A 19,177-nucleotide genomic window follows, 5' to 3' on the forward strand; every position below is an offset into this window, starting at 1 on the left:
TGAGGCAGACCATGTATTTCCGCCCCGTTGCAGCGGCATTTGTACTGCCGGCCCTGATGGCCGGCTGTGCTTCCCTGACCGAATCCACCCAACAAAACGTGCTGGTGCAAACCGTGCTCGATCATCGCGAGATCGCCGGCGTCGGCTGCGTGCTGTACAACGATGTCGGCAAATGGTTCGTGACCACGCCGGCGCGCGTTACGCTGCGCAAGAGCGCCGGTGCGCTGCGCATCGATTGCCAGAAAGAGGGCACGGGCTGGGCCTACGAAAAGGTCGATTCCAAGGTGGACGGGAATCTGTGGGGGAATCTGGCGCTGACGGCGGGTGTCGGCTACTTCATCGACAAGAATACCGGCGCGGCCTATGACTATCCAGCCACGCTGACGGTGGTGATGCGGCCGGCGGCGGAGCGCGATGCGCTGCCGCCGCCGGCTGCGGGTGTTACCTTGTACTGATTACGCGCGGCCGATCAGGAAGTTCGACAGCAGCGGTACCGGACGGCCGGTCGCGCCTTTTGCGCCGCCCGATTTCCATGCGGTGCCGGCGATGTCCAGGTGGGCCCAGGTGTACTTGCGGGTGAAGTTCTCCAGGAAGGCCGCGGCGGTGCACGAGGCGCCGCCCGGCGTGCCGATGTTGGCCAGGTCGGCGAAGTTGGACTTGAGCTGTTCGTTGTACTCTTCGCCGATCGGCAGGCGCCACGCGGTGTCGCCGGCGGCTTTGCCGGCGGCCATGATCTCGTCGGCCAGCTTGTTGTGGGCGTCGTCGTCGCGCGTGAACAGGCCGCTCTTGTGGTGGCCCAGGGCGACGATGCAGGCGCCGGTCAGCGTGGCGATGTCGATCACGGCGGCCGGGTTGAAGCGCTCGGCGTAGGCCAGCGCATCGCACAGCACCAGGCGGCCTTCGGCGTCGGTGTTCAGGATCTCGATGGTCAGGCCGTTCATCGAGGTGACGATGTCGCCCGGCTTGGTGGCGCGGCCGGAAGGCATGTTCTCGCAGGCGGCGATCACGCCGATCACGTTCAGCTTCAGGTTCATCTCGCCGATGGCGCGGAAGGTACCGAGGACAGACGCCGCCCCACCCATATCGTACTTCATCTCGTCCATGCCAGGACCGGCCTTCAGCGAAATGCCGCCGGTGTCGAAGGTGATGCCTTTACCGACCAGCACCACCGGCGCATCCTTGGGCTTGCCGCCCATGTGCTTGAGGATGATGAACTTCGGCGGCTGTTCGCTGCCGTTGGTCACCGACAGGAAGCTGTTCATCTTCAGCGCTTCCAGCTGTTTGCGGTCCAGCACTTCAACCTCGAACTTGTAGTCCTTGCCCAGCTTTTTGGCGGTGTTGGCCAGGTAGGTCGGGGTGCAGATGTTGGCCGACAGGTTGCCCAGTTCCTTGGTCAGGTCCATGCCGTTGGCGATCGCCTCGGCCTGGGCCAGCGCCAGCTTGGTGGCGGCGGTGTTCGGCACGGCCAGCGCGACTTTCTTCACGCCGCTCGGCGCCGGATCCTTCTTGCTCTTCTGGCCGTCGGTGCGGAACACGCTTTCGTGCGCGCTTTGCACCACGCAGCGGATCGCCCAATTGACGTCGCGCTCTTTCACTTCGGTCATCGGCAGTGCGATAATAGCGTCGCTCGCGCCCAGGGCGGAGAAAGCCTTCAGCACCGCGGACACGCCGCTGGCGAAATTCTTCTCGCTGACGCCATCGTCGCTGCCCAGGCCGACCAGCAGCACGCGTTCGGCGCTCGCGCCTTTCACGCCGCGCAGCAGCAGGGTGGTGCCGGCTTTGCCGGAGATGTCGCCGGACTTCAGCGCAGCCGTGATTTCACCGGAACCGTCCAGCGCCTTGGCGGCCTGCGACAGCTTCTTGTTCTCAAAGACCGCGACGGCGACAACGCCGGCTTTGGCCGAAGCGATGGTGTTTTTTGTGTCGAATGCTTTTATGCTAAAGTCCATTTGATTCTCCGTGTCGTGTACGAATTGCCAGCCTGTTTGACGGGCTGTTATTTAACTTGTGGCCCTGTGAGGCCCTTAACTACCGAATTATAACTTTCGAATGATCTTTCAACGCGCCCTACGACGTGAAATGGCAAGTGCCGCCGGCGCCACCTTCACTGTGCTGTTCAGCATATGCGTTACCTGGACCCTGATCGCCGTGTTGGGCCGGGCCGCAGGCGGCAAGGTCGCCTCCAGTGACGTCATCGCGCTGATCGCATTCGCAACGCTGAATTATCTGCCAACTATCCTCATCCTCACCAGCTTTATTTCAGTGCTGATGGTGGTCACGCGCAGCTACCGCGATTCCGAGATGGTGGTGTGGTTCGCTTCGGGCCTGAGCCTGACCAAATGGATCGTGCCGGTACTGAGCTTCGGCCTGCCGATGGTGCTGCTGACGGGCGCCCTGAGTTTCGTCGCCACGCCGTGGGCCAAGCAGAAAAGCACGGAGTATGTGGATCGCTTTGAAAAACGCGAAGACCTGCAGAAGGTCTCGCCGGGCCAGTTCAAGGAATCGGCGTCGGCCAACCGCATCTTCTTCGTCGAAGGCGTGGCCGGCAAGACGGCCGTGGTGCAGAACGTGTTCGTCAACACGGTCGACGAACATGGCACCGCCGTCATCGTCGCGCGCGAGGGCGTGATCAACACCGGCGCCAAGGGCGAGCGCTATCTGGTGCTGAAGAACGGCCGCCGCTACCAGGGCACGCCGGGCCAGTCGGACTTCCAGACCATGGAATTCGAAAGCTACAGCATGCGCGTGACCAGCCAGGCCCAGGACATGGAGTCCGAACGCAACACCGACGCCGAGCCTATCATGGCGCTGCTGTCCGACACCACGGCCTTCGGCCGCGCCGAGCTGTTGTGGCGCATCTCGTCGCCGGCCACCTGTTTGATCCTGATCCTGCTGGCGGTGCCGCTGGGCTTTGTCAATCCGCGCGCCGGCAGTTCGGCCAACCTGATCATCGCGGTGCTGATCTTCTTCAGCTACAGCAACGTGGTCAAGCTGGTCGAGGCCAGCGTCAAGCAGGGCAAATCGTCGTTCGCGCTGTCCTGGTGGCCGCTGCACGTGGTCGCGATGCTGCTGGTGTTCGCGCTGTTTGCCTGGCGCCTGAACCTCAACCATCGCTACCATCCGCTGGCATTGCTGGCGGCGCTGAAGCGCTCGCGCGCAGCCGGCAAGAAAGCTGTCACGCCATGAAAATCCTGCAACGCTATTTCGCCGTCTCGATCCTGCAGGCGGTGGCCTTCGTGCTGGTCGCCTTCCTTGGGCTGCAAGCCTTCATGGACCTGACGGGCGAGCTGCCGTCGGTCGGCAAGAACGGCTACGCCATCCAGTACGCCTTCCTGTATGTGCTGGTGCAGCTGCCGGCCCACGTGTACGAGGTGATGCCGCTGGCGGCGCTGATCGGCACCATCTACACGATGGCGCAGTTCGCGGCGACGTCCGAGTTCACCATCATGCGCGCGTCCAGCATGTCGACCGCGATGGTGGCGGGGATGCTGGCCAAAGTCGGCTTGGTGCTGGTGATCGTCACCTTCATCTTCGGCGAGCTGATTGCGCCGCGCACCGCGCCGCTGGCCGCGAAGATCAAGCTGAGCGCGCGTGGCGCCGCGATCTCGTCGGAGTTCCGCTCCGGCCTGTGGACCAAGGACATCGTCAAGTCGGACGGCATGAGCGGCACCGTGACCGGCTCGCGCTTCTTCAACGTGCGCCAGGTGAAGCCGGACGGCACGCTGGTCGACGTCAAGCTGTACGAGTTCGACACCAGCTTCCGCCTGCGCTCGATCACCCTGGCCAAGATCGGCACCTTCAAGGGCAACAACAACTGGCAGCTGTCGGATGTGACGGAGAATATCTTCACCAATCCGGCGCTGCTCAAGCCGGGCAGCGAGGCCAACCTGGCCAACAACTTCGCCCAGGACACCAGCCTGATCGAAACCCGCCACAGCGCCACCAAGGACCTGCTGTCCGAAGTGACGCCGAAGATCCTGTCGGTGGCCGGCTCCGATCCGGATCGCATGTCGGCCAACGAACTGGCGGTCTACACCCGCCACCTGCAGGAGAACAAGCAGGAGACCGAACGCTTCAAGATCGCCTTCTGGAAGAAGCTGTTCGACCCGTTGGCGATCTTCGTGCTGATGGCGCTGGCGCTGCCGTTCGGCTACCTGCACACCCGTAGCGGCGGCGTGAGTCTGAAGATTTTTGTCGGTATCATGATCGGTGTCAGCTTCCAGTTGGTGAACACGCTGTTCTCGCATCTGGGCCTGCTGAGCACCTGGCCGGCGGTGGTCACGGCGATCGCCCCGAGCCTGTTATTCCTGCTGCTGGCGCTGGGCGCCTTGTGGTGGGTGGAGCGACATTAGATGAGCAAGCAAGCACTGGTTCTCTTTGCGCACGGCGCCCGAGCCGCCTCGTGGGCGGCGCCGTTCGAGCGGCTGCGCGACCTGACGCAGGCGCGCATGCCGGAAGTGCGCGTGTCGCTGGCCTTCCTGGAGCTGATGACGCCGCGCCTGCCGGAGCTGGTGGCCGAGCTGAGCGCCGACGGCGTCACGCGGATCACCGTGGTGCCGGTATTCCTCGGGCAGGGCGGCCATGTGCTGCGCGACCTGCCGCTGATGGTCGAGCAGTTGCGCATCGATCATCCGCAGGCGACCATCAACGTGGTCGAAGCGGCCGGCGAGAACGCGGCCGTGCTGAACGCCCTGACCGACTACTGCGTCGCCTCGCTGCCGGCGTAAGCGGCGGCAGCGCCATTTACTTCCTCGGTACGATCTTGATCTCGTACAGCTTGGGCCACAGCTTGCCGGTGACGAACAGGCGCTTTTTCTCGGCGTCCCAGGCGATGCCATTCATGACGTTCTCGCCGTTGAGGCCTTTGCCGGCGCCGGGATACAGCTTGCCCAGGTCGATCCAGCCGGTGATCTTGCCGTTGGCCGGGTCGATGCGGGCGATGGTGTTGGTGTGCCACAGGTTGGCGAAGATCTCGTCGCCCACCACTTCCAGCTCGTTGACCTGGTCGACCGGGATGCCGTCCGCCGTCACCTTCACGCGGCGCACTTCGAGGAAGGTCTTGGGATCGAGGAAGCGCAGCGTGGCGGTGCCGTCGCTCATGATCAGTTCCTTGCCGTTCTGCGCCAGTCCCCAGCCTTCGCCTGGGTAGGCGAACTGGCCGCGCATCTCGAAGGTGGCGAGGTCGAACACGAAGCCGGTCTGCGTCTGCCAGGTCAGGCCGACCAGCGTGTCCTTCCATACCGTCAGGCCTTCGCCGAAGTACTGCGGCGGGATGTCCTTGCTCTTCAAGACCTTGCCGGTCTCCAGCTCCACCTTGCGGATCGACGATTTGCCATTCAGGCCGGTGCTCTCGTACAGGAAGCCATCGCGGTACAGCAGGCCTTCGGTGAAGGCTTGCGGGTCGTGCGGGTAGGCGTGGACGACCTTGAAATCGTAGGTCGGGATGGCGGCGGCAGCGTTGGCGGCGGCCGACAGCAGCAGTATTGCGGGAAGCAGCAGGGTCTTGGCGTAGTTTGTTTTCACTATTCGGTCGCTGATGAGTTTTCGAGTTCGATCATGGCGTCGAGCGTCGTGCCGGGGGCGTCGAGTTCGGCCTGGACGCAGGCGCGCGCTTCCGGCGACTGCACCAGCGTCACCGCCTGGTCGCGCGCCGCATCCGCCGCCGCAGTATCGCCGCAGCCGTTCAGCAAGTCCAGCACCAGCGCCAGTTCGTTGACGTAGTTGTACACCTCGGCCAGCAGGGCGGACATGCCGGCGGTGGTCAGCACGTTGAAGTCGGCGCGCCGGTCGTTGAGCAGGGCCGCCGCCTGCGCCAGATGCTGCATCGGCTGCGGCAGGTGGCGGCTGGCCAGCGCGTAGTCGCCGCAGGCCATGATCGACGGCAGAGCCGAGCGGGCGCATTGCCGCGCCAGCGCTGCCGGCAGCTGCTGGAACAGATGGTAGGTGTTTTGCAGGTCGCCCAGCTTGTCGTTGATGGCGCGGATGTCGTTGAACAGGGCCTCGGCGGCGTCGCCGTCGGCCTGGGCCAGCAGGCGCTGGCTGTCGCGGTCGCGCAGCTCGACCAGCGCGCGGCGCGCCGGCAGGTGTTCTTCGGCCAGCTTGGCCCAGGCGCTCAGCACATAGGACAGGCGCAGCGGCGCGGTTTCCGCGTCGGCGGCGCTGGCGTCGAACAGCCAGATGTAGTCATTGAGCGCGCTGTCGAAGGCGCCCTCGGAGTGGGCCTTCCATGCGCGTTCCAGCACTTCGTGAACAGTGTCCATTGCTACCTCGTTTGGTATGAATGGACATTCTATTACGGATCAGGCGCTCAGTTGCTGTACTGCTGAAGGGAGTTGTGCATCATCGCTGTGCTGGTGGGCGCGGGTTTTCATCGCGTCGCCCAGCATCACCAGCACCGGGCCGTGGGCGGCGCCCAAGCCTTGCGCCAGCGAGGCGATGGTCAGGCGGCGGATACGCTGGTCCGGGCGGCTGCAATTTTCGATCACGACCACCGGCGTGTCCGGACGGCGGCCCTGCGCCAGCAGGCGTTCCGCCGTGGCGATGGCCTCGCGGCCGCCCATGTACTGCACCAGGGTGTCGGTGTCGGGGATGGCGTCGTGCCCGGTGTGTTCCGGCGCGGTGGAGGAGGTGAAGAAGGCGACGCTGCGCGCCACGCCGCGCTTGGTCAGCGGCTGCTTGCTGGCGGCCGCCGCGGCCAGCGCGGTGGTGATGCCGGGCACGACTTCCACCTCGATGCCAACTTCTTCCAGCGCGCGCAGTTCCTCGTCGGCGCGGCCGAACAGCATCGGGTCGCCGCCCTTGAGACGCACCACCAGCGGGAACTTGTGGGCGTTGTCTATCATCTGCTTGTTGATGAACTGCTGCGCCGTCGACAGCTGGCCGCAGCGCTTGCCGACCAGGATTTTCTCGGCCTGAGGGCACAGCTCCAGCATCTCGTCGGTCACCAGGGCGTCGTGCAGCACCACGTCGGCTTGCGCTAGCAGGCGCGCGCCGCGCAGGGTGATCAGGTCCTGGGCGCCGGGGCCGGCGCCGATCAGATAGACTTTTCCGCGAGTCGCCATGGCCGTTTCCCCTTATTCGCCGAGGCGGATCATGCCCGCTGCGACGGTCTGGTGCGTGACTTCGTCGATCAGGATGAAGGCGCCGGTGGCGCGGATGTCGCCGTAGGCGTCGGCCGCCAGCGGCTGCTGCACGGTCAGGCCGATACGGGCGATATCGTTCAGCTTCAAGCCTTCGGCGCTGTGGCGCTGCTGGGTGTTGATGTCCAACAGCGATTCAATGCCGGTGATCTTGGCCGAGGTCTGCTTGGTGCCGTGCTTGATCCAGTACTTGCGGCGCTGGTCCAGCGGCTCGTCGGACATCCAGCAGACGTCCGCCTTCAATTGCTTGAGCAGGGTCGCCGGCTGGCTGGCGCCGGCCAGCAGGTCGCCGCGCGAGATGTCCAGGTATTCGTTCAGCAGCAGCGTGATCGATTGACCGACCACCGCCGATTGATGCGAACCTTCCAGCGTGACGATGTCCTTGACGGTCGCGCTCTGGCCGGATGGCTGCACCACCAGCTTGTCGCCGACCGAGACCTTGCCGGCTTCGATGCGGCCCATGTAGCCGCGGAAGTCGTTGGCTTCGTGGCCGTTGTGGCGCGCCACCAGCTGCACCGGAAAGCGGAACGGCGCGTTGTGCGATTCGTCGTACACCGACAGCGATTCCAGCAGCTCGATCAGCGTCGGGCCCTGGTACCAGCTCAGTTTTTCGCTGGCGCCGACGACGTTGTCGCCGGTCAGGGCGGACAGCGGGATCGGCGTGATGTCCTTCAGGCCCAGCGTCTCGGCGAACTCGCGGTAGGCCTTGACGATGCGGTCGTAGATCGCCTGGTCGTAGTTCACCAGGTCCATCTTGTTGACGGCGACCACCACGTGCTCGATCTGCAGCAGGTGGGCGATGGTCGAGTGGCGCTTGGTCTGGATCAGCAGGTCCACGCCGCCGTCGTCATGCAGCTTCACTTTCGAGACGTCGATCAGGATGATGACGGCATCGGCGGTCGAAGCACCGGTCACCATGTTGCGGGTGTACTGCTCGTGGCCCGGGGTGTCGGCGATGATGAACTTGCGCTTGGGCGTGGCGAAGTAGCGGTAGGCGACGTCGATGGTGATGCCTTGTTCGCGTTCGGCTTCCAGGCCGTCGGTCAGCAGCGACAGGTCGACGGCGTCGCCGACGGTGCGCTTGTGCTTGGAGCGCGACATGGCGTCCAGCTGGTCGGCGAAGATGCCTTTGCTGTCGAACAGCAGGCGGCCGATCAGGGTGGACTTGCCGTCGTCGACGGAGCCGGCGGTGATGAAGCGCAGCAGGCCGCGCTCGGTTTTTTGTTCGTGGTTGTCGGTGCGTGCGTTCATCAGAAGTATCCTGCTTTTTTACGTTTTTCCATCGAAGCCTCGGAGGTCTGGTCGTCCATCCGGGTGGCGCCGCGTTCGGTGATTTGCGTGACTGCGGTTTCGGCGATGATCTGGTCCACCGTGGCCGCATCCGACGACACCGGGCAGGTGCAGGAGATGTCGCCGACGGTGCGGAAGCGCACCACCTGGGTTTCGACGGTCTCGCCTTCGCGCGCCGGGGTCAGGTCGGTCAGCGGCACCAGCAGGCCGTTGCGCGGAATGACCTGGCGTTCGTGGGCGAAGTAGATCGGCGGCAGTTCCAGTTTTTCGCGGGCGATGTACATCCACACATCGAGCTCGGTCCAGTTCGAGATCGGGAACACGCGCATGTTCTCGCCCGGGTGGACGCGGGTGTTATACAGGTCCCACAGTTCCGGGCGCTGCGATTTCGGATCCCATTGGCCGAATTCGTCGCGGAAGGAGAAGATGCGCTCCTTGGCGCGGGCCTTCTCTTCGTCGCGGCGGGCGCCGCCGATGCAGGCGTCGAAGCCGTGTGCGGCGATGGTTTCCAGCAGCGTGACCGCCTGCGCGGCGTTGCGCGAATCGGTCAGCGGATTGCGCAGGCGCACCGTGCCTTTTTTGATCGACTCCTCGACCGAGCCGACGATCAGGCGTTCGCCCAGTTCGGCCACGCGCTTGTCGCGGAAGGTGATCACTTCGGCGAAGTTGTGGCCGGTGTCGACGTGCACCAGCGGGAACGGGAATTTGCCGGGACGGAAAGCCTTCTCCGCGATGCGCAGCAAGACCACCGAGTCTTTACCGCCCGAGAACAGCAGCGCGGGATTGCTGCATTCGGCCGCGACTTCGCGCATGATGTGGATCGCTTCCGATTCCAAAGCGTCGAGGTGGCGCGAATTCACGTGCGCGGCGTGGTTTTCAACTAAAGCGTTCATGGACTATGCCTATTCTTTTGTGTGGGGCGCTTACGCCGCCACGGATTTAATGCGTATCAGTTTGCCGTCGACCATGTGCAGGCCGCACTCTTTTGAATCGGGATTCTCCCACCACCAGCGGCCGGCGCGGACGTCTTCACCCGGTTCGATGGCGCGCGTGCAGGGTGCGCAGCCGATCGATGGATAGCCCTGGTCGTGCAGCGCGTTGTAGGGCACGCCGTGGTCGCGGATGTAGTTCCAGATGTCGGCCTCCGACCAGTCGGCCAGTGGATTGAACTTGGTCATGAGGTGGGCCGGATCGTCTTCTTCCACCATCAGCGAGGTGCGGGTGGCCGACTGTGCGCGGCGCTGGCCGGTGACCCAGGCCTTGTTGCCGGACAGGGCGCGGCCCAGCGGCTCGACCTTGCGGATGCGGCAGCACTCGCGGCGCATCTCGACGCTGTCGTAGAACGCGTTCAGGCCGTTCTGCGCGACGTAGGCGTCGACCGCTTCGGTCTGCGGCTTGTACAGCGCGATCTGGTAACCGTCGTAGTGCTCCTTGACGCGCTCCAGCATGGCCAGCGTTTCAGGATGCAGGCGCCCGGTTTCGAGCGAGAAGATGCCGATATCCAGTTTGCTCTTCAGGATCAAGTCGGTCAGCACCATGTCTTCGGCCGCCAGGCTGGAGGCGAACACCGCCGGGCTGTGGTCTTTGACGATGCGGGCCAGCGTGGCGTTGGTGTCGGCAATCAGCTTATTGAGGTCACTCATGGCTGCTCCGATCAGATGCCGTAGCCGGCGTCGCCGGGGTTGACGCCGACATTGCGGGCGTGGCGACGGAACAGCGGCGCCTTCTGGTCCACCGATGCCTGGTAGGTCTCCGAGAAATCGGACAGGCCTTTCAGCGCATCGTGGATGTTGCGGTCCGGGCGCGTAGCGTAGGCGTCGAAGCCGACGCGCTGCATCGAGAACAACTGGTCGCGCAGCACGTCGCCGATGGCGCGCAGTTCACCGGTCCAGCCCAGGCGGGTGCGCAGGTTGTAGGCGATCGAGTAGCCGCGGCCATCGGTGAACTTAGGGAAGTCGACGGCGACCAGGGCGAACCTGGACAGGTCGTCCTTCAGCGTTTCCGGGCGTTCGTCGCTGGCGATCCAGACGCCGATCTCGCCGGCGGCGGCGCGTGCCGACAGCAGCTCGCGCTGCACCAGCCAGAGGCTCAGCGGCACGATGAATTTTCCCGCCGGGACGGCGACGGTGGCCGGGTCGTGCTTGGGCGCGCCGTCGACCGGCTCGGCCAGGCGCAACACCTGCCAGTCGTCCTCGACGACTTCACGGCCCTTGATGATCAGGTTTTTCACGGCTTCAGACATATTCATCCTCTCCAACCAGGCGACCGGCTTCGACGATCGGCGTGGCGTACACAAATTCCTTGAACGGCGCGACACCCAGGCGCTGCGCGCAGTCGGCGAATGATTCGTCTTCGTAGCGGTCGCGCACATACACTTGCAGCAGGCGGCCTATCACTTCCGGCATTTGCAGCGCGGAGAACGATGGTCCGATGATCTTGCCGATGGCGGCGTTGTTGCCCTGCGAGCCGCCGATCGACACCTGGTACCATTCGCTGCCGTCCTTGTCGACGCCGAGCACGCCGATGCTGCCGACGTGGTGGTGGCCGCAGGCGTTGATGCAGCCGGAGATATTCAGTTCGATCTCGCCGATGTCGTGCTGGAAGTCGATATTGTCGAAGCGCTCCGCGATGGCGGCGGCGATCGGCAGCGACTTGGCGTTGGCCAGCGAGCAGAAGTCGCCGCCCGGGCAGCAGATCATGTCGGTCAGCAGGCCGATGTTGGGCGTCGCCAGGCCCTTGGCCTTGACTTGTTCCCACAGCGTGAACAACTGCGATTGCTCGACGTCGGCCAGCACGATGTTCTGCTCGTGCGTGACGCGCAGTTCGCCGAAGCTGTAGCGGTCCGACAGGTCGGCCATGAAGTCGATCTGCTCGGCGGTGGCGTCGCCCGGCGGCACGCCGGTCTTCTTCAGCGACAGCACCACGGCGGCGTAGCCAGGCTGCTTGTGCGGCTTGACGTTGCGGTTGACCCAGTTGGCGAAGGCCTTGTTGCCGGCATGGGCGGCGACCACGTCGCTGTCGTCGAGCTGCTTGTAGGCCGGCGGCTGGAAGTAGTCGATCACGCGCTGCATCTCTTCGACGGTCAGCGTTTCCGGGCCGTCTTTCAGGTCCACCCATTCGGCTTCGACCTGGCGGGTGAATTCTTCGACGCCGATGGCCTTCAGCAGGATCTTGATGCGGGCCTTGTACTTGTTGTCGCGGCGGCCGTACTGGTTATACACGCGCATCACGGCTTCGGTGTAGGTCAGCAGGTGCTGCCACGGCAGGAAGTCGCGGATCACGCTGCCCAGGATCGGGGTGCGGCCCATGCCGCCGCCGGCCATGAACTTGAAGCCGATCTCGCCGGCGTCGTTGCGCACCACGGTCAGGCCGATGTCATGCACGGCGATGGCGGCGCGGTCTTCGACGGCGCCGTTGATGGCGACCTTGAACTTGCGCGGCAGGGCGATGAATTCAGGGTGGAAGGTGGACCACTGGCGCAGCACCTCGGCGTACGGACGCGGATCGATGATCTCGTCGGCGGCGACGCCGGCATACGGATCGGAGGTGGTGTTGCGGATGCAGTTGCCCGAGGTCTGGATGGCGTGCATCTCCACCGAGGCCAGGTCGGCCAGGATGTCCGGGGTCTGCTCCAGCTCGATCCAGTTGAACTGGATGTTCTGGCGGGTGGTGAAGTGGCCATAGCCGCGGTCGTACTTGCGGGCGATGTGCGCGAACATGCGCATTTGCTTCGATGCCAGCAAGCCGTACGGGACGGCGATGCGCAGCATGTAGGCGTGACGCTGCATATACAGGCCATTTTGCAGGCGCAGCGGCAGGAATTCGGCTTCGGTCAGCTCATCGGACAGGCGACGGCGCACTTGATCCCGGTATTGGGCGATGCGTTCGCGGACGATGAGATGGTCATATTGGTCGTATTGATACATATTCTTCCTAGATAGTCGCTTGCTAGAACCCCCAAACTAGCGCTAATAGTAATAAACTTCGTCTTTATTCCATACGACTTAGTCTTTATTTGCTTATATACGTATCGGGTATAAGCAAGCTTAATAATTTTTGATGGGCCTGGATCTGCAATGAACCTTCACCAACTGCGCTTCGTGCGCGAAGCTGTACGCCAGAACTACAACCTGACCGATGCCGCCAAGGCATTGTTTACGTCGCAGCCGGGCGTGTCCAAGGCGATCATCGAGCTGGAGGAGGAGCTGGGCGTCGATATCTTCACCCGGCACGGCAAGCGTATCCGTGGCCTGACCGAGCCCGGGCGGCTGGTGCTGGAATCGGTGGAGTTAATTATGCAGGAAATTGACAGCCTCAAGCGCATCGGCAAGGAATATGCGGCCCAGGACAGCGGCAGTTTTACCATCGCCACCACACACACGCAGGCCCGCTACACGCTGCCGAAGGTGGTGCAGGCCTTCATGCTGAAGTTCCCCAAGGTGCGCTTGTCTTTATTGCAAGGCAATCCGCAGCAGATCGCCGAAATGGTCCAGCGCGACCAGGCCGACCTGGCCATCGCCACCGAATCCATCGCCGGCGTGACCGGTTTGATAACTTTGCCATGTTATCAATGGGAACACGTGGTGGTGGTGGCGCCGGACCATCCATTGCTGAAATCTAAGCAGATTACGCTGGAAGAAATTGCCGCTTTCCCGATTATCACTTACGATGCTGCCTTTGCCGGCCGCAGCAAGATCGACCATGCCTTCTCCCTGCGCGGGCTGAAGCTGGACGTGTTGCTGGAAGCCATAGACGCCGACGTGATCAAGACTTATGTGGAGTTGGGCATGGGGATTGGTATCATAGCGGGCATGGCCTTCGACGCCGAGCGCGACAAATCGCTGCGCGCCATTCCTGCGGGCCACCTGTTCGGCATGAATGTGTCGCGGGTGGCGGTCAAGCAGGGGGCCTATCTGCGCAGCTATATCTACACCTTTATCGAACTGCTGGCGCCTACGCTCAACCGTAAATTGATCGAGCAGGCCATGAGCGGTGCAAAAGAACACTACGAACTGTAAATTAGAAAGTAAGACATGATTACCAACCAGTTGGCACAATTTTATGCCGTCAACGCCGATAACTATGACCAGGTCTACGCGCGGGAAGAGCGCTTCGACGATCTGGACGACTTGCAGGAAATGGTCGCCGAACTGTTCCAGGGCCACAAGGTGCTGGAACTGGCCTGCGGCACCGCGTACTGGACCGACCTGATCGCCGAAGTGGCGGAATCGGTGCACGCCACCGACCTGGTGCCGGAAATGATCGCGCTGGCCGAAACCCGCGGCCTGGACGAGGATGTCGTGAGCTTCGGCGTGATGGATGCCTTCAACCTGCCGGACGACCTGGAAGGCAAGTACACGGCGGTGTTCGCTGCCGGCCTGTGGACCCACGTCAAGCGCGAAGACCAGGAAAAATACCTGAAGACCCTGCGCGCCAAGCTGGGCAAGGACGTGCTGCTGGTGCTGCTGGACGAGACGTATGTCGATGGCGACAGCATGGTGTTCGCCCGCACCGATTTGGAAGGCAATACTTTCCAGATCCTGACCGCCGACGACGACCAGCGCTACGAAGTGATGAGGAACTACCTGACCGACAGCACGCTGCGCAAGCGTTTCGCGACGTCCGCGCGGCAGATCCGCATCGAGCGGCTGGAGTACTACTACCTGCTCAACTGCCGTTTAAAGTAAATAAATTCACTCAAAGCCCCATTGGCCTGAACGCGCTCAAGATCGCGCCCAGTGCGATGGGGTTTTTTCATTCTGATGCCGATTTACAACAAATGGTTGATGTCACATTGTTGAAGTAATTGATAGGCATGATACGCCCCGTAGATTGATTACATGCAGTTACTTCTTCCAACCTTAAGTAGAGAACATCAAGTGAAAAAACTTACTCTGGTAGCAATGATCATCGGCGGTTTCGCAGCTCAAGCTCAAGCTCAATCGAATGTCACGATCTATGGCCTGGTCGACGCAGGTCTGGTCGGCGAGCGCGGCGGCGCTGCGGGCAGCGTGACCAAAGTCACCAGCGGTATCGGCGGCCAGTCGCGTCTGGGCTTCCGCGGCACCGAAGACCTGGGCAACGGCCTGTCGGCCATCTTCACCCTGGAAACCGGCGTGAAAGTGGACGATGGCGCGCTGGATAATTCCAGCGGCGCCCTGTTCAACCGCCAGTCGTTCGTCGGCCTGAAAAGCAAGGAAGCCGGCACCCTGACCATCGGTCGCCAATACACCATGCTGTACAACGCCATGAGCCAGGTCGCCGACCCGTTCGGCGCCGGTTACGCAGGCAGCATCAAGAATTTGTTCCCGACCGCCGGCGCCAACACCCGCGCCAGCAACGCGCTGGTCTACTCGACGCCCGTGATGGAAGGCTTCAGCGCCGACGGCCTGTACTCGCTGGGCGAGCAGGCTGGCAGCTCGACCGCCGGCCGCCAGTTCGGCTTCGGCCTGAACTTCACCAACGGCCCGCTGAACGCGCGCCTGGTGTACAACAACCGCAACAACGACACCGTTGCGGTTGGCGCCACCCCGGCCAAGCTGCAGGACAGCGGCCGCAACACCCTGTTCGCGATCAACTACGATTTCAAGGTTGTCAAAGCCTACTTCGCCTATGGCGCGGACAAGGGCGTGAACAGCGCGGCCCTGCCGGTGGCGAATGCTTACGGCTACGCCGTGGCGCCTAAGGCCAGCCTGAACAGCAACGACCTGTTGATCGGCGTGCAAGTGCCAGTCGCTCCTAGCGGCACCATCATGGCTTCGTACGTCCGCAAGAACGACAAGACCGTCAACAACCAGGACGCCGACCAGTGGGCGCTGGGTTACCTGTACTCGGTGTCGAAGCGTACCGGCATGTATGTCGCCTACGCCAAGATCAAGAACAAGAACGGTGCCGGCTACACCGTTGGTAACAACAACGAAGCTGGTAGCGGCGACAAAGCCTTCAACGTCGGCATCCGCCACGCGTTCTAAGCAGCATCAGGCGACGTTTTCCTGAGGCCGCAGCGGCAGCCGGATCATGATCCGGGTGCCGCCGTCGCTGACGATGGCGATGTCGCCATGCAGCGCCCAGACGCGTTCGCGCATCCCGATCAGGCCGAAGGACGACGCTTTGTCCATGTCTTTTTCGGCGATGCCGCGACCGTCGTCATGGATGGTGATTTGCAGCAGACCATCGGTGCGGTACAGCGACAGCAAGACCTTGCGCGCTTCGGCGTGGCGGGTGATGTTGGTCAGCGCTTCCTGCGCAATGCGGAAGATGGCGGTGCTGTAGGCGTCGTCCAGTATCAAATCCTCTTCATTCGCGTCCAGCGTGCAGGCGATGCCGTAGCGCGAGACGAATTCCTGGCGCAAGCTCTCCAGCGCAAAATACAAACCTCCCTCATCGAGCGCGCGCGGCCGCAGGTTGCTGGCGATGCGCCGCAAGGAAGTGATCGCCGACATCAGCAGTTCATCCATGCCGGCCTGTAGCTTGCGGGCGGCCACGTCGTTGCTGTGCTGTTGTTGCAGCAGCGCCAGGTCCACGCGCAACGTCGCCAGCAACTGGCCGAGGTCGTCGTGCAGCTCGCGGGCGATGTGCTTGCGTTCCTCTTCCCGTATCGTTTGCAGCGCGGCCGACAGTTCTCGCAGCTGGGAGTAAGACTGTTCCAGCTGTTCCTGCACCTGCTTGCGTTCGGTAATGTCGCGCAGGATGATGGTGTAGATGCGGTGGCCGTTTTCCGCCAGCGACGAGATCGATCCTTCCAGTGGAAAGTGCTGGCCGTTGGCCTTCAGGCCGGTCACGGCATAGTCGCTGGCGCGCCGGCCTTTCATGCGCAGGCGGATGCCGGTGTTGCCGAAGTAGCGGGTGCTGGCCGGTTCGTTGCTCAGGCGCTGGTCGCGCGGGATGAATTGCTGCAAGGGAGAGCCTTCCATGGCCTGCACCGTGGTGCCGAACATGGTGGCGGCCGAGGGATTGGCTTGCAGGATGATCTGGCGTTCGTCGGTGGAGATGATGGCGTCGCTGGCATGCTGGATGATGCCGCGGCTGCGCTTGTGCGCGGTGGCGGTGCGCGCGCATTGCCAGCCCATGCGCCAGGACAGGCGAGCGGCCAGCGCGACGGCGCCGCTGAGCAACAATAGTGATCGGATACGGCTCATGCGCTTCCCCATGCGGCAGGGGCCGCGTGGGTACACACTAAAGTATGCGCAGGGCAGGGGTTTGATTTGCCTCAGACGCGCTCGGCGTCTGTGGCGGAATTACATCTGTTTGAACAGGTGCAGGAAGCTGCGGCTTACTTCGAGCTTGTCCGGCTTGCCCTTGATCATGACCAGGTGGCGGCCGCGGATGTCACGCGTCACGCCTTCGATGGCGTTGACGTTGACCAGCGTGGCGCGGTGGATCTGCCAGAACAGCGCCGGATCGAGCTCCTCGGCCAGGTCGCGCACCGGCTTGCGGATCAGCGCTTCGTAGCGTTCGGTCTGCACGCAGGTGTATTTTTCGTCCGAGCGGAAGAACAGGATTTCCTCGACCGGGATCATGCGCAGGTCCTGGCCGATGCTGGCCTGTATCCATTGCAGGTAGGCGGGTTTCGGCGTCGCGATCTTTTCCGCCAGTTGCGACAGCATCGCCGTCACGCTGGCGTTGACGTCGGCCGCCGCGGCCGGTTTGCTCATGCGGGTCTTGAGGCGATCGACCGTGATTTGCAGGCGTTCCTGCTCGGGCGGTTTGAGCACGTAGTCGACCGCGCCGCGCTCGAAGGCTTCCACCGCGTAGGCGTCGTAGGCGGTCACGAACACGATGTGGCTCTTGTTGCCGATCACTGAAGCGGCTTCCATGCCGGTTTTGCCGGGCATGCGGATATCGAGGAAGGTGAAGTCCGGCTTGAGCTGGTCGACCAGTTCGATCGCTTCGTCGCCGTTCTTGGCTTCGCCAATAATTTCCAGCTCGGGCCAGACCTGGCCCAGGCGCATGCGCAGTTGGTCGCGCATCAGTCTTTCGTCGTCGGCAATAATCGCAGTAGGCATCGTGGTAGGGGGTGTAGTGTTAATTATTTAGTTAGTTATTCAAGGGATTATTCAACGAATCGCCGTAATAATCAATCGTTCTTATTTGGACAGCTGGTATGGAACTTCGATCGTGGCGATCACGCCGCTCGGACTGTTGGCGGCGATCAGCAACTGGCCTTGCTCGCCATGCAGCAGTTTCAGGCGTTCGCGGATGGTCATCAGGCCCAGTCCGGTGCCATCGCTGGGGACGGCGCCGAAGCCGAGGCCGTCGTCGGTGACGATCACGCGCAGCTTGTTGTGGGCCACATCGGCGCGCACTTTCAGCGTGCCGCCTTCGGGTTTTGCTTCCAGGCCGTGCTTGATGGCGTTCTCCACCATCGATTGCAGCATCATCGGCGGGAAGGCGGCGGTGCGCAGCCCGTCGGGGATGTCGAAGTCCACGATCAGGCGTTCTTCCATGCGCATTTTCAGCAGGTTCAGGTAGGCCACCACCATGTCGGCCTCGCGGCCCAGGTTGGTGATCAGGGCGTTGTCGCGCATTTGCGGCAGTACCGCACGCAGGTATTTGATCAGGCTGCGCTGCATGGCGGAAGCGCGCGGCGGGTCGGTCTCGATCAGGTGCTCGACCGAGGCCAGGGTGTTGAACAGGAAGTGCGGCTCGACCTGGGCCTGCATCATCTGCATCTTCGCTTCGCTGAGCTGGCGCTGCATGGATTCGCGTTCGACGGCGGCGTTGGCGGTCAGGGTTTCGGCTTCGGCGCGCTTTTTGCCGCCCATCAGGGCCTTGGTGCCGAACAGCGCGAGCACCAGCAGCGAGACGAAGCTCTTGAACCAGGTCGACGCCTGGCGGTGGTAACGGGTGACCTTTTGCTCGGCGGCGTCGTCGACGGCTTCTTCAATCGCGTTCGACAGTTCTTCGCCGATTTGCGGTGGCAGGTCGATATGGACTTCTTCGCCCGGCAGGGTGGGGAGGGCGGGAATGGATGCGGCCGACGGTTTGGCGGGTTTGCCGGTTTTGCCTACCGGCTCTTCCGGTTCGGCGGGCTGCGCAGGCTCGGCGGGTTGCGCCGGTTCTGCTGGCTGGGCCGGCGGCGCGACGGGAACGCCCTTGTTGTCATCGCTGCTGGAATCGGACGAGTCGCTTTTATCTGTTTTGTCGGCATCCTTGTTGCGGATCTTGCCGCGCGGGTTGAAATGGATGCCGCTGTCGTCGATCAGGATATTGGTGTCGCCGTTTTTGCGCTTGGAGTGTTTGTCGTTCTTGATCACCACTTCTTCGTCCGGGCTGGATGAAAACAGCTCGTCCTGCAAGATGGAGCCGGCGATCAGTGTCAACACCGCGAAGACCAGGAACTTCCACCACGACAGTTGAGTGACCCAGGTGGCGGTCGCGTCGAAGCCCCGGTGCAACCAGGCGCCGGCGGTTTTCAGGGTGTCTTGCGTTTTAGGCATAGGAAACATGTAAGACTTTCACTCTTGTGTACGAAGCAAGTGTAACTAATTTTTTGATGGTGCAACTGTACCTATTGGTGCGGCCAAGCGCCAAGCTATTGCGACAGTCTGCAAGAAACGGGGATTGGACGGTGCGAGACAGGGAACGGAAAATAGGCCTTGCCAATGCCGCTGGCGCTTTGCTATAGTTCGCCCCCTCGCAGAACGACACACGCAAATGTGAAGTGAGCGAGAAAAAGTAGGGGTTGACGAAACGATCTAAACGCTTCATACTCTTTCTTCTTCGCTGACGGACACAACGCTCCGCAG

19 protein-coding genes are annotated in these 19,177 nt (G+C 62.7%); 7 read left to right on the forward strand and 12 right to left on the reverse strand.

Annotated features, from left to right (window positions below):
• Positions 1–11: 11 nt before the first annotated feature.
• Positions 12–455 carry a hypothetical protein gene (locus AC1RMD_RS28515; protein WP_492931762.1) on the forward strand — a complete coding sequence of 148 codons (444 nt, stop codon included), beginning with the start codon at positions 12–14 and terminating at the stop codon, positions 453–455.
• On the opposite strand, the gene AC1RMD_RS28520 is transcribed toward AC1RMD_RS28515, so the two are convergent.
• Positions 456–1,949: a leucyl aminopeptidase gene (locus tag AC1RMD_RS28520; RefSeq protein WP_492931764.1), complete on the reverse strand. Its 1,494-nt coding sequence runs from the start codon at positions 1,947–1,949 to the stop codon at positions 456–458.
• Positions 1,950–2,049: 100 nt separating this feature from the next.
• Between AC1RMD_RS28520 and lptF the strand changes: the two genes are divergently transcribed.
• The 3 genes from lptF to AC1RMD_RS28535 are packed head-to-tail and all read left to right on the forward strand — an operon-like array spanning position 2,050 to position 4,727.
• Positions 2,050–3,186, forward strand: coding sequence for an LPS export ABC transporter permease LptF (lptF, locus tag AC1RMD_RS28525; protein WP_492931766.1), 1,137 nt, complete (start codon positions 2,050–2,052; stop codon positions 3,184–3,186).
• Positions 3,183–4,352 carry an LPS export ABC transporter permease LptG gene (lptG, locus tag AC1RMD_RS28530; RefSeq protein WP_492931768.1) on the forward strand — a complete coding sequence of 390 codons (1,170 nt, stop codon included), beginning with the start codon at positions 3,183–3,185 and terminating at the stop codon, positions 4,350–4,352. Before lptF ends, lptG begins: the two co-directional genes overlap by 4 nt.
• Positions 4,353–4,727 (forward strand): sirohydrochlorin chelatase, encoded by a 375-nt coding sequence (locus AC1RMD_RS28535; protein WP_492931770.1) that lies wholly within the window; start codon positions 4,353–4,355, stop codon positions 4,725–4,727. It begins immediately after the preceding gene.
• Between the two features lie 16 nt (positions 4,728–4,743).
• Here AC1RMD_RS28535 and AC1RMD_RS28540 read toward each other — a convergent pair whose 3' ends face one another.
• Genes AC1RMD_RS28540 through AC1RMD_RS28575 form a run of 8 tightly spaced genes read right to left on the reverse strand, consistent with a single transcriptional unit; the run spans position 4,744 to position 12,355 of the window.
• Positions 4,744–5,523, reverse strand: a complete 780-nt coding sequence (locus AC1RMD_RS28540; RefSeq protein ID WP_492931772.1) for a glutaminyl-peptide cyclotransferase — start codon at positions 5,521–5,523, stop codon at positions 4,744–4,746.
• A complete protein-coding gene (locus AC1RMD_RS28545; protein WP_492931774.1) occupies positions 5,523–6,260 on the reverse strand; it encodes a hypothetical protein in 738 nt (245 codons plus the stop codon). Before AC1RMD_RS28545 ends, AC1RMD_RS28540 begins: the two co-directional genes overlap by 1 nt.
• A 39-nt stretch (positions 6,261–6,299) precedes the next feature.
• On the reverse strand, positions 6,300–7,061 hold the full coding sequence (cobA, locus tag AC1RMD_RS28550) for a uroporphyrinogen-III C-methyltransferase (RefSeq protein WP_492931776.1): 762 nt from the start codon (positions 7,059–7,061) through the stop codon (positions 6,300–6,302).
• Positions 7,062–7,073: 12 nt separating this feature from the next.
• Positions 7,074–8,390, reverse strand: a complete 1,317-nt coding sequence (locus tag AC1RMD_RS28555) for a sulfate adenylyltransferase subunit 1 (RefSeq protein WP_492931778.1) — start codon at positions 8,388–8,390, stop codon at positions 7,074–7,076.
• Complete coding sequence (gene cysD, locus AC1RMD_RS28560; RefSeq protein ID WP_492931780.1) at positions 8,390–9,322, reverse strand: sulfate adenylyltransferase subunit CysD; 933 nt, start codon at positions 9,320–9,322, stop codon at positions 8,390–8,392. The genes AC1RMD_RS28555 and cysD overlap by 1 nt, the downstream gene beginning before the upstream one ends.
• Positions 9,323–9,352: 30 nt before the next feature.
• Positions 9,353–10,072 carry a phosphoadenylyl-sulfate reductase gene (locus AC1RMD_RS28565; RefSeq protein WP_492931782.1) on the reverse strand — a complete coding sequence of 240 codons (720 nt, stop codon included), beginning with the start codon at positions 10,070–10,072 and terminating at the stop codon, positions 9,353–9,355.
• Positions 10,073–10,083: 11 nt separating this feature from the next.
• Positions 10,084–10,671: a DUF934 domain-containing protein gene (locus tag AC1RMD_RS28570; protein WP_492931784.1), complete on the reverse strand. Its 588-nt coding sequence runs from the start codon at positions 10,669–10,671 to the stop codon at positions 10,084–10,086.
• Entirely contained in the window at positions 10,664–12,355 is a 1,692-nt protein-coding gene (locus tag AC1RMD_RS28575) for a nitrite/sulfite reductase (RefSeq protein ID WP_492931786.1), read from the reverse strand. Before AC1RMD_RS28575 ends, AC1RMD_RS28570 begins: the two co-directional genes overlap by 8 nt.
• Before the next feature lie 150 nt (positions 12,356–12,505).
• Here AC1RMD_RS28575 and AC1RMD_RS28580 point away from each other — a divergent pair, with 150 nt between their 5' ends.
• The 3 genes from AC1RMD_RS28580 (at position 12,506) to AC1RMD_RS28590 (ending at position 15,400) form a co-directional block, all read left to right on the forward strand.
• On the forward strand, positions 12,506–13,447 hold the full coding sequence (locus tag AC1RMD_RS28580; protein WP_492931788.1) for a CysB family HTH-type transcriptional regulator: 942 nt from the start codon (positions 12,506–12,508) through the stop codon (positions 13,445–13,447).
• A 15-nt stretch (positions 13,448–13,462) separates the two neighbouring features.
• Positions 13,463–14,116 (forward strand): class I SAM-dependent methyltransferase, encoded by a 654-nt coding sequence (locus AC1RMD_RS28585; RefSeq protein WP_492931790.1) that lies wholly within the window; start codon positions 13,463–13,465, stop codon positions 14,114–14,116.
• Between the two features lie 192 nt (positions 14,117–14,308).
• Positions 14,309–15,400: a porin gene (locus AC1RMD_RS28590; protein ID WP_492931792.1), complete on the forward strand. Its 1,092-nt coding sequence runs from the start codon at positions 14,309–14,311 to the stop codon at positions 15,398–15,400.
• A gap of 6 nt (positions 15,401–15,406) precedes the next feature.
• On the opposite strand, the gene AC1RMD_RS28595 is transcribed toward AC1RMD_RS28590, so the two are convergent.
• From AC1RMD_RS28595 to AC1RMD_RS28605, 3 genes are all read right to left on the reverse strand, one after another.
• Entirely contained in the window at positions 15,407–16,567 is a 1,161-nt protein-coding gene (locus AC1RMD_RS28595; protein WP_492931794.1) for a sensor histidine kinase, read from the reverse strand.
• A gap of 99 nt (positions 16,568–16,666) precedes the next feature.
• The gene (locus AC1RMD_RS28600; protein ID WP_026335193.1) at positions 16,667–17,434 is read right to left on the reverse strand and encodes a LytR/AlgR family response regulator transcription factor; all 768 of its coding nucleotides are present in this window, start codon (positions 17,432–17,434) and stop codon (positions 16,667–16,669) included.
• Between the two features lie 81 nt (positions 17,435–17,515).
• Positions 17,516–18,877, reverse strand: a complete 1,362-nt coding sequence (locus tag AC1RMD_RS28605; protein WP_492931796.1) for a sensor histidine kinase — start codon at positions 18,875–18,877, stop codon at positions 17,516–17,518.
• Positions 18,878–19,177 lie beyond the last annotated feature (300 nt).

It is taken from the genome of Duganella sp. GW822-FHT06D06 (assembly GCF_058799615.1).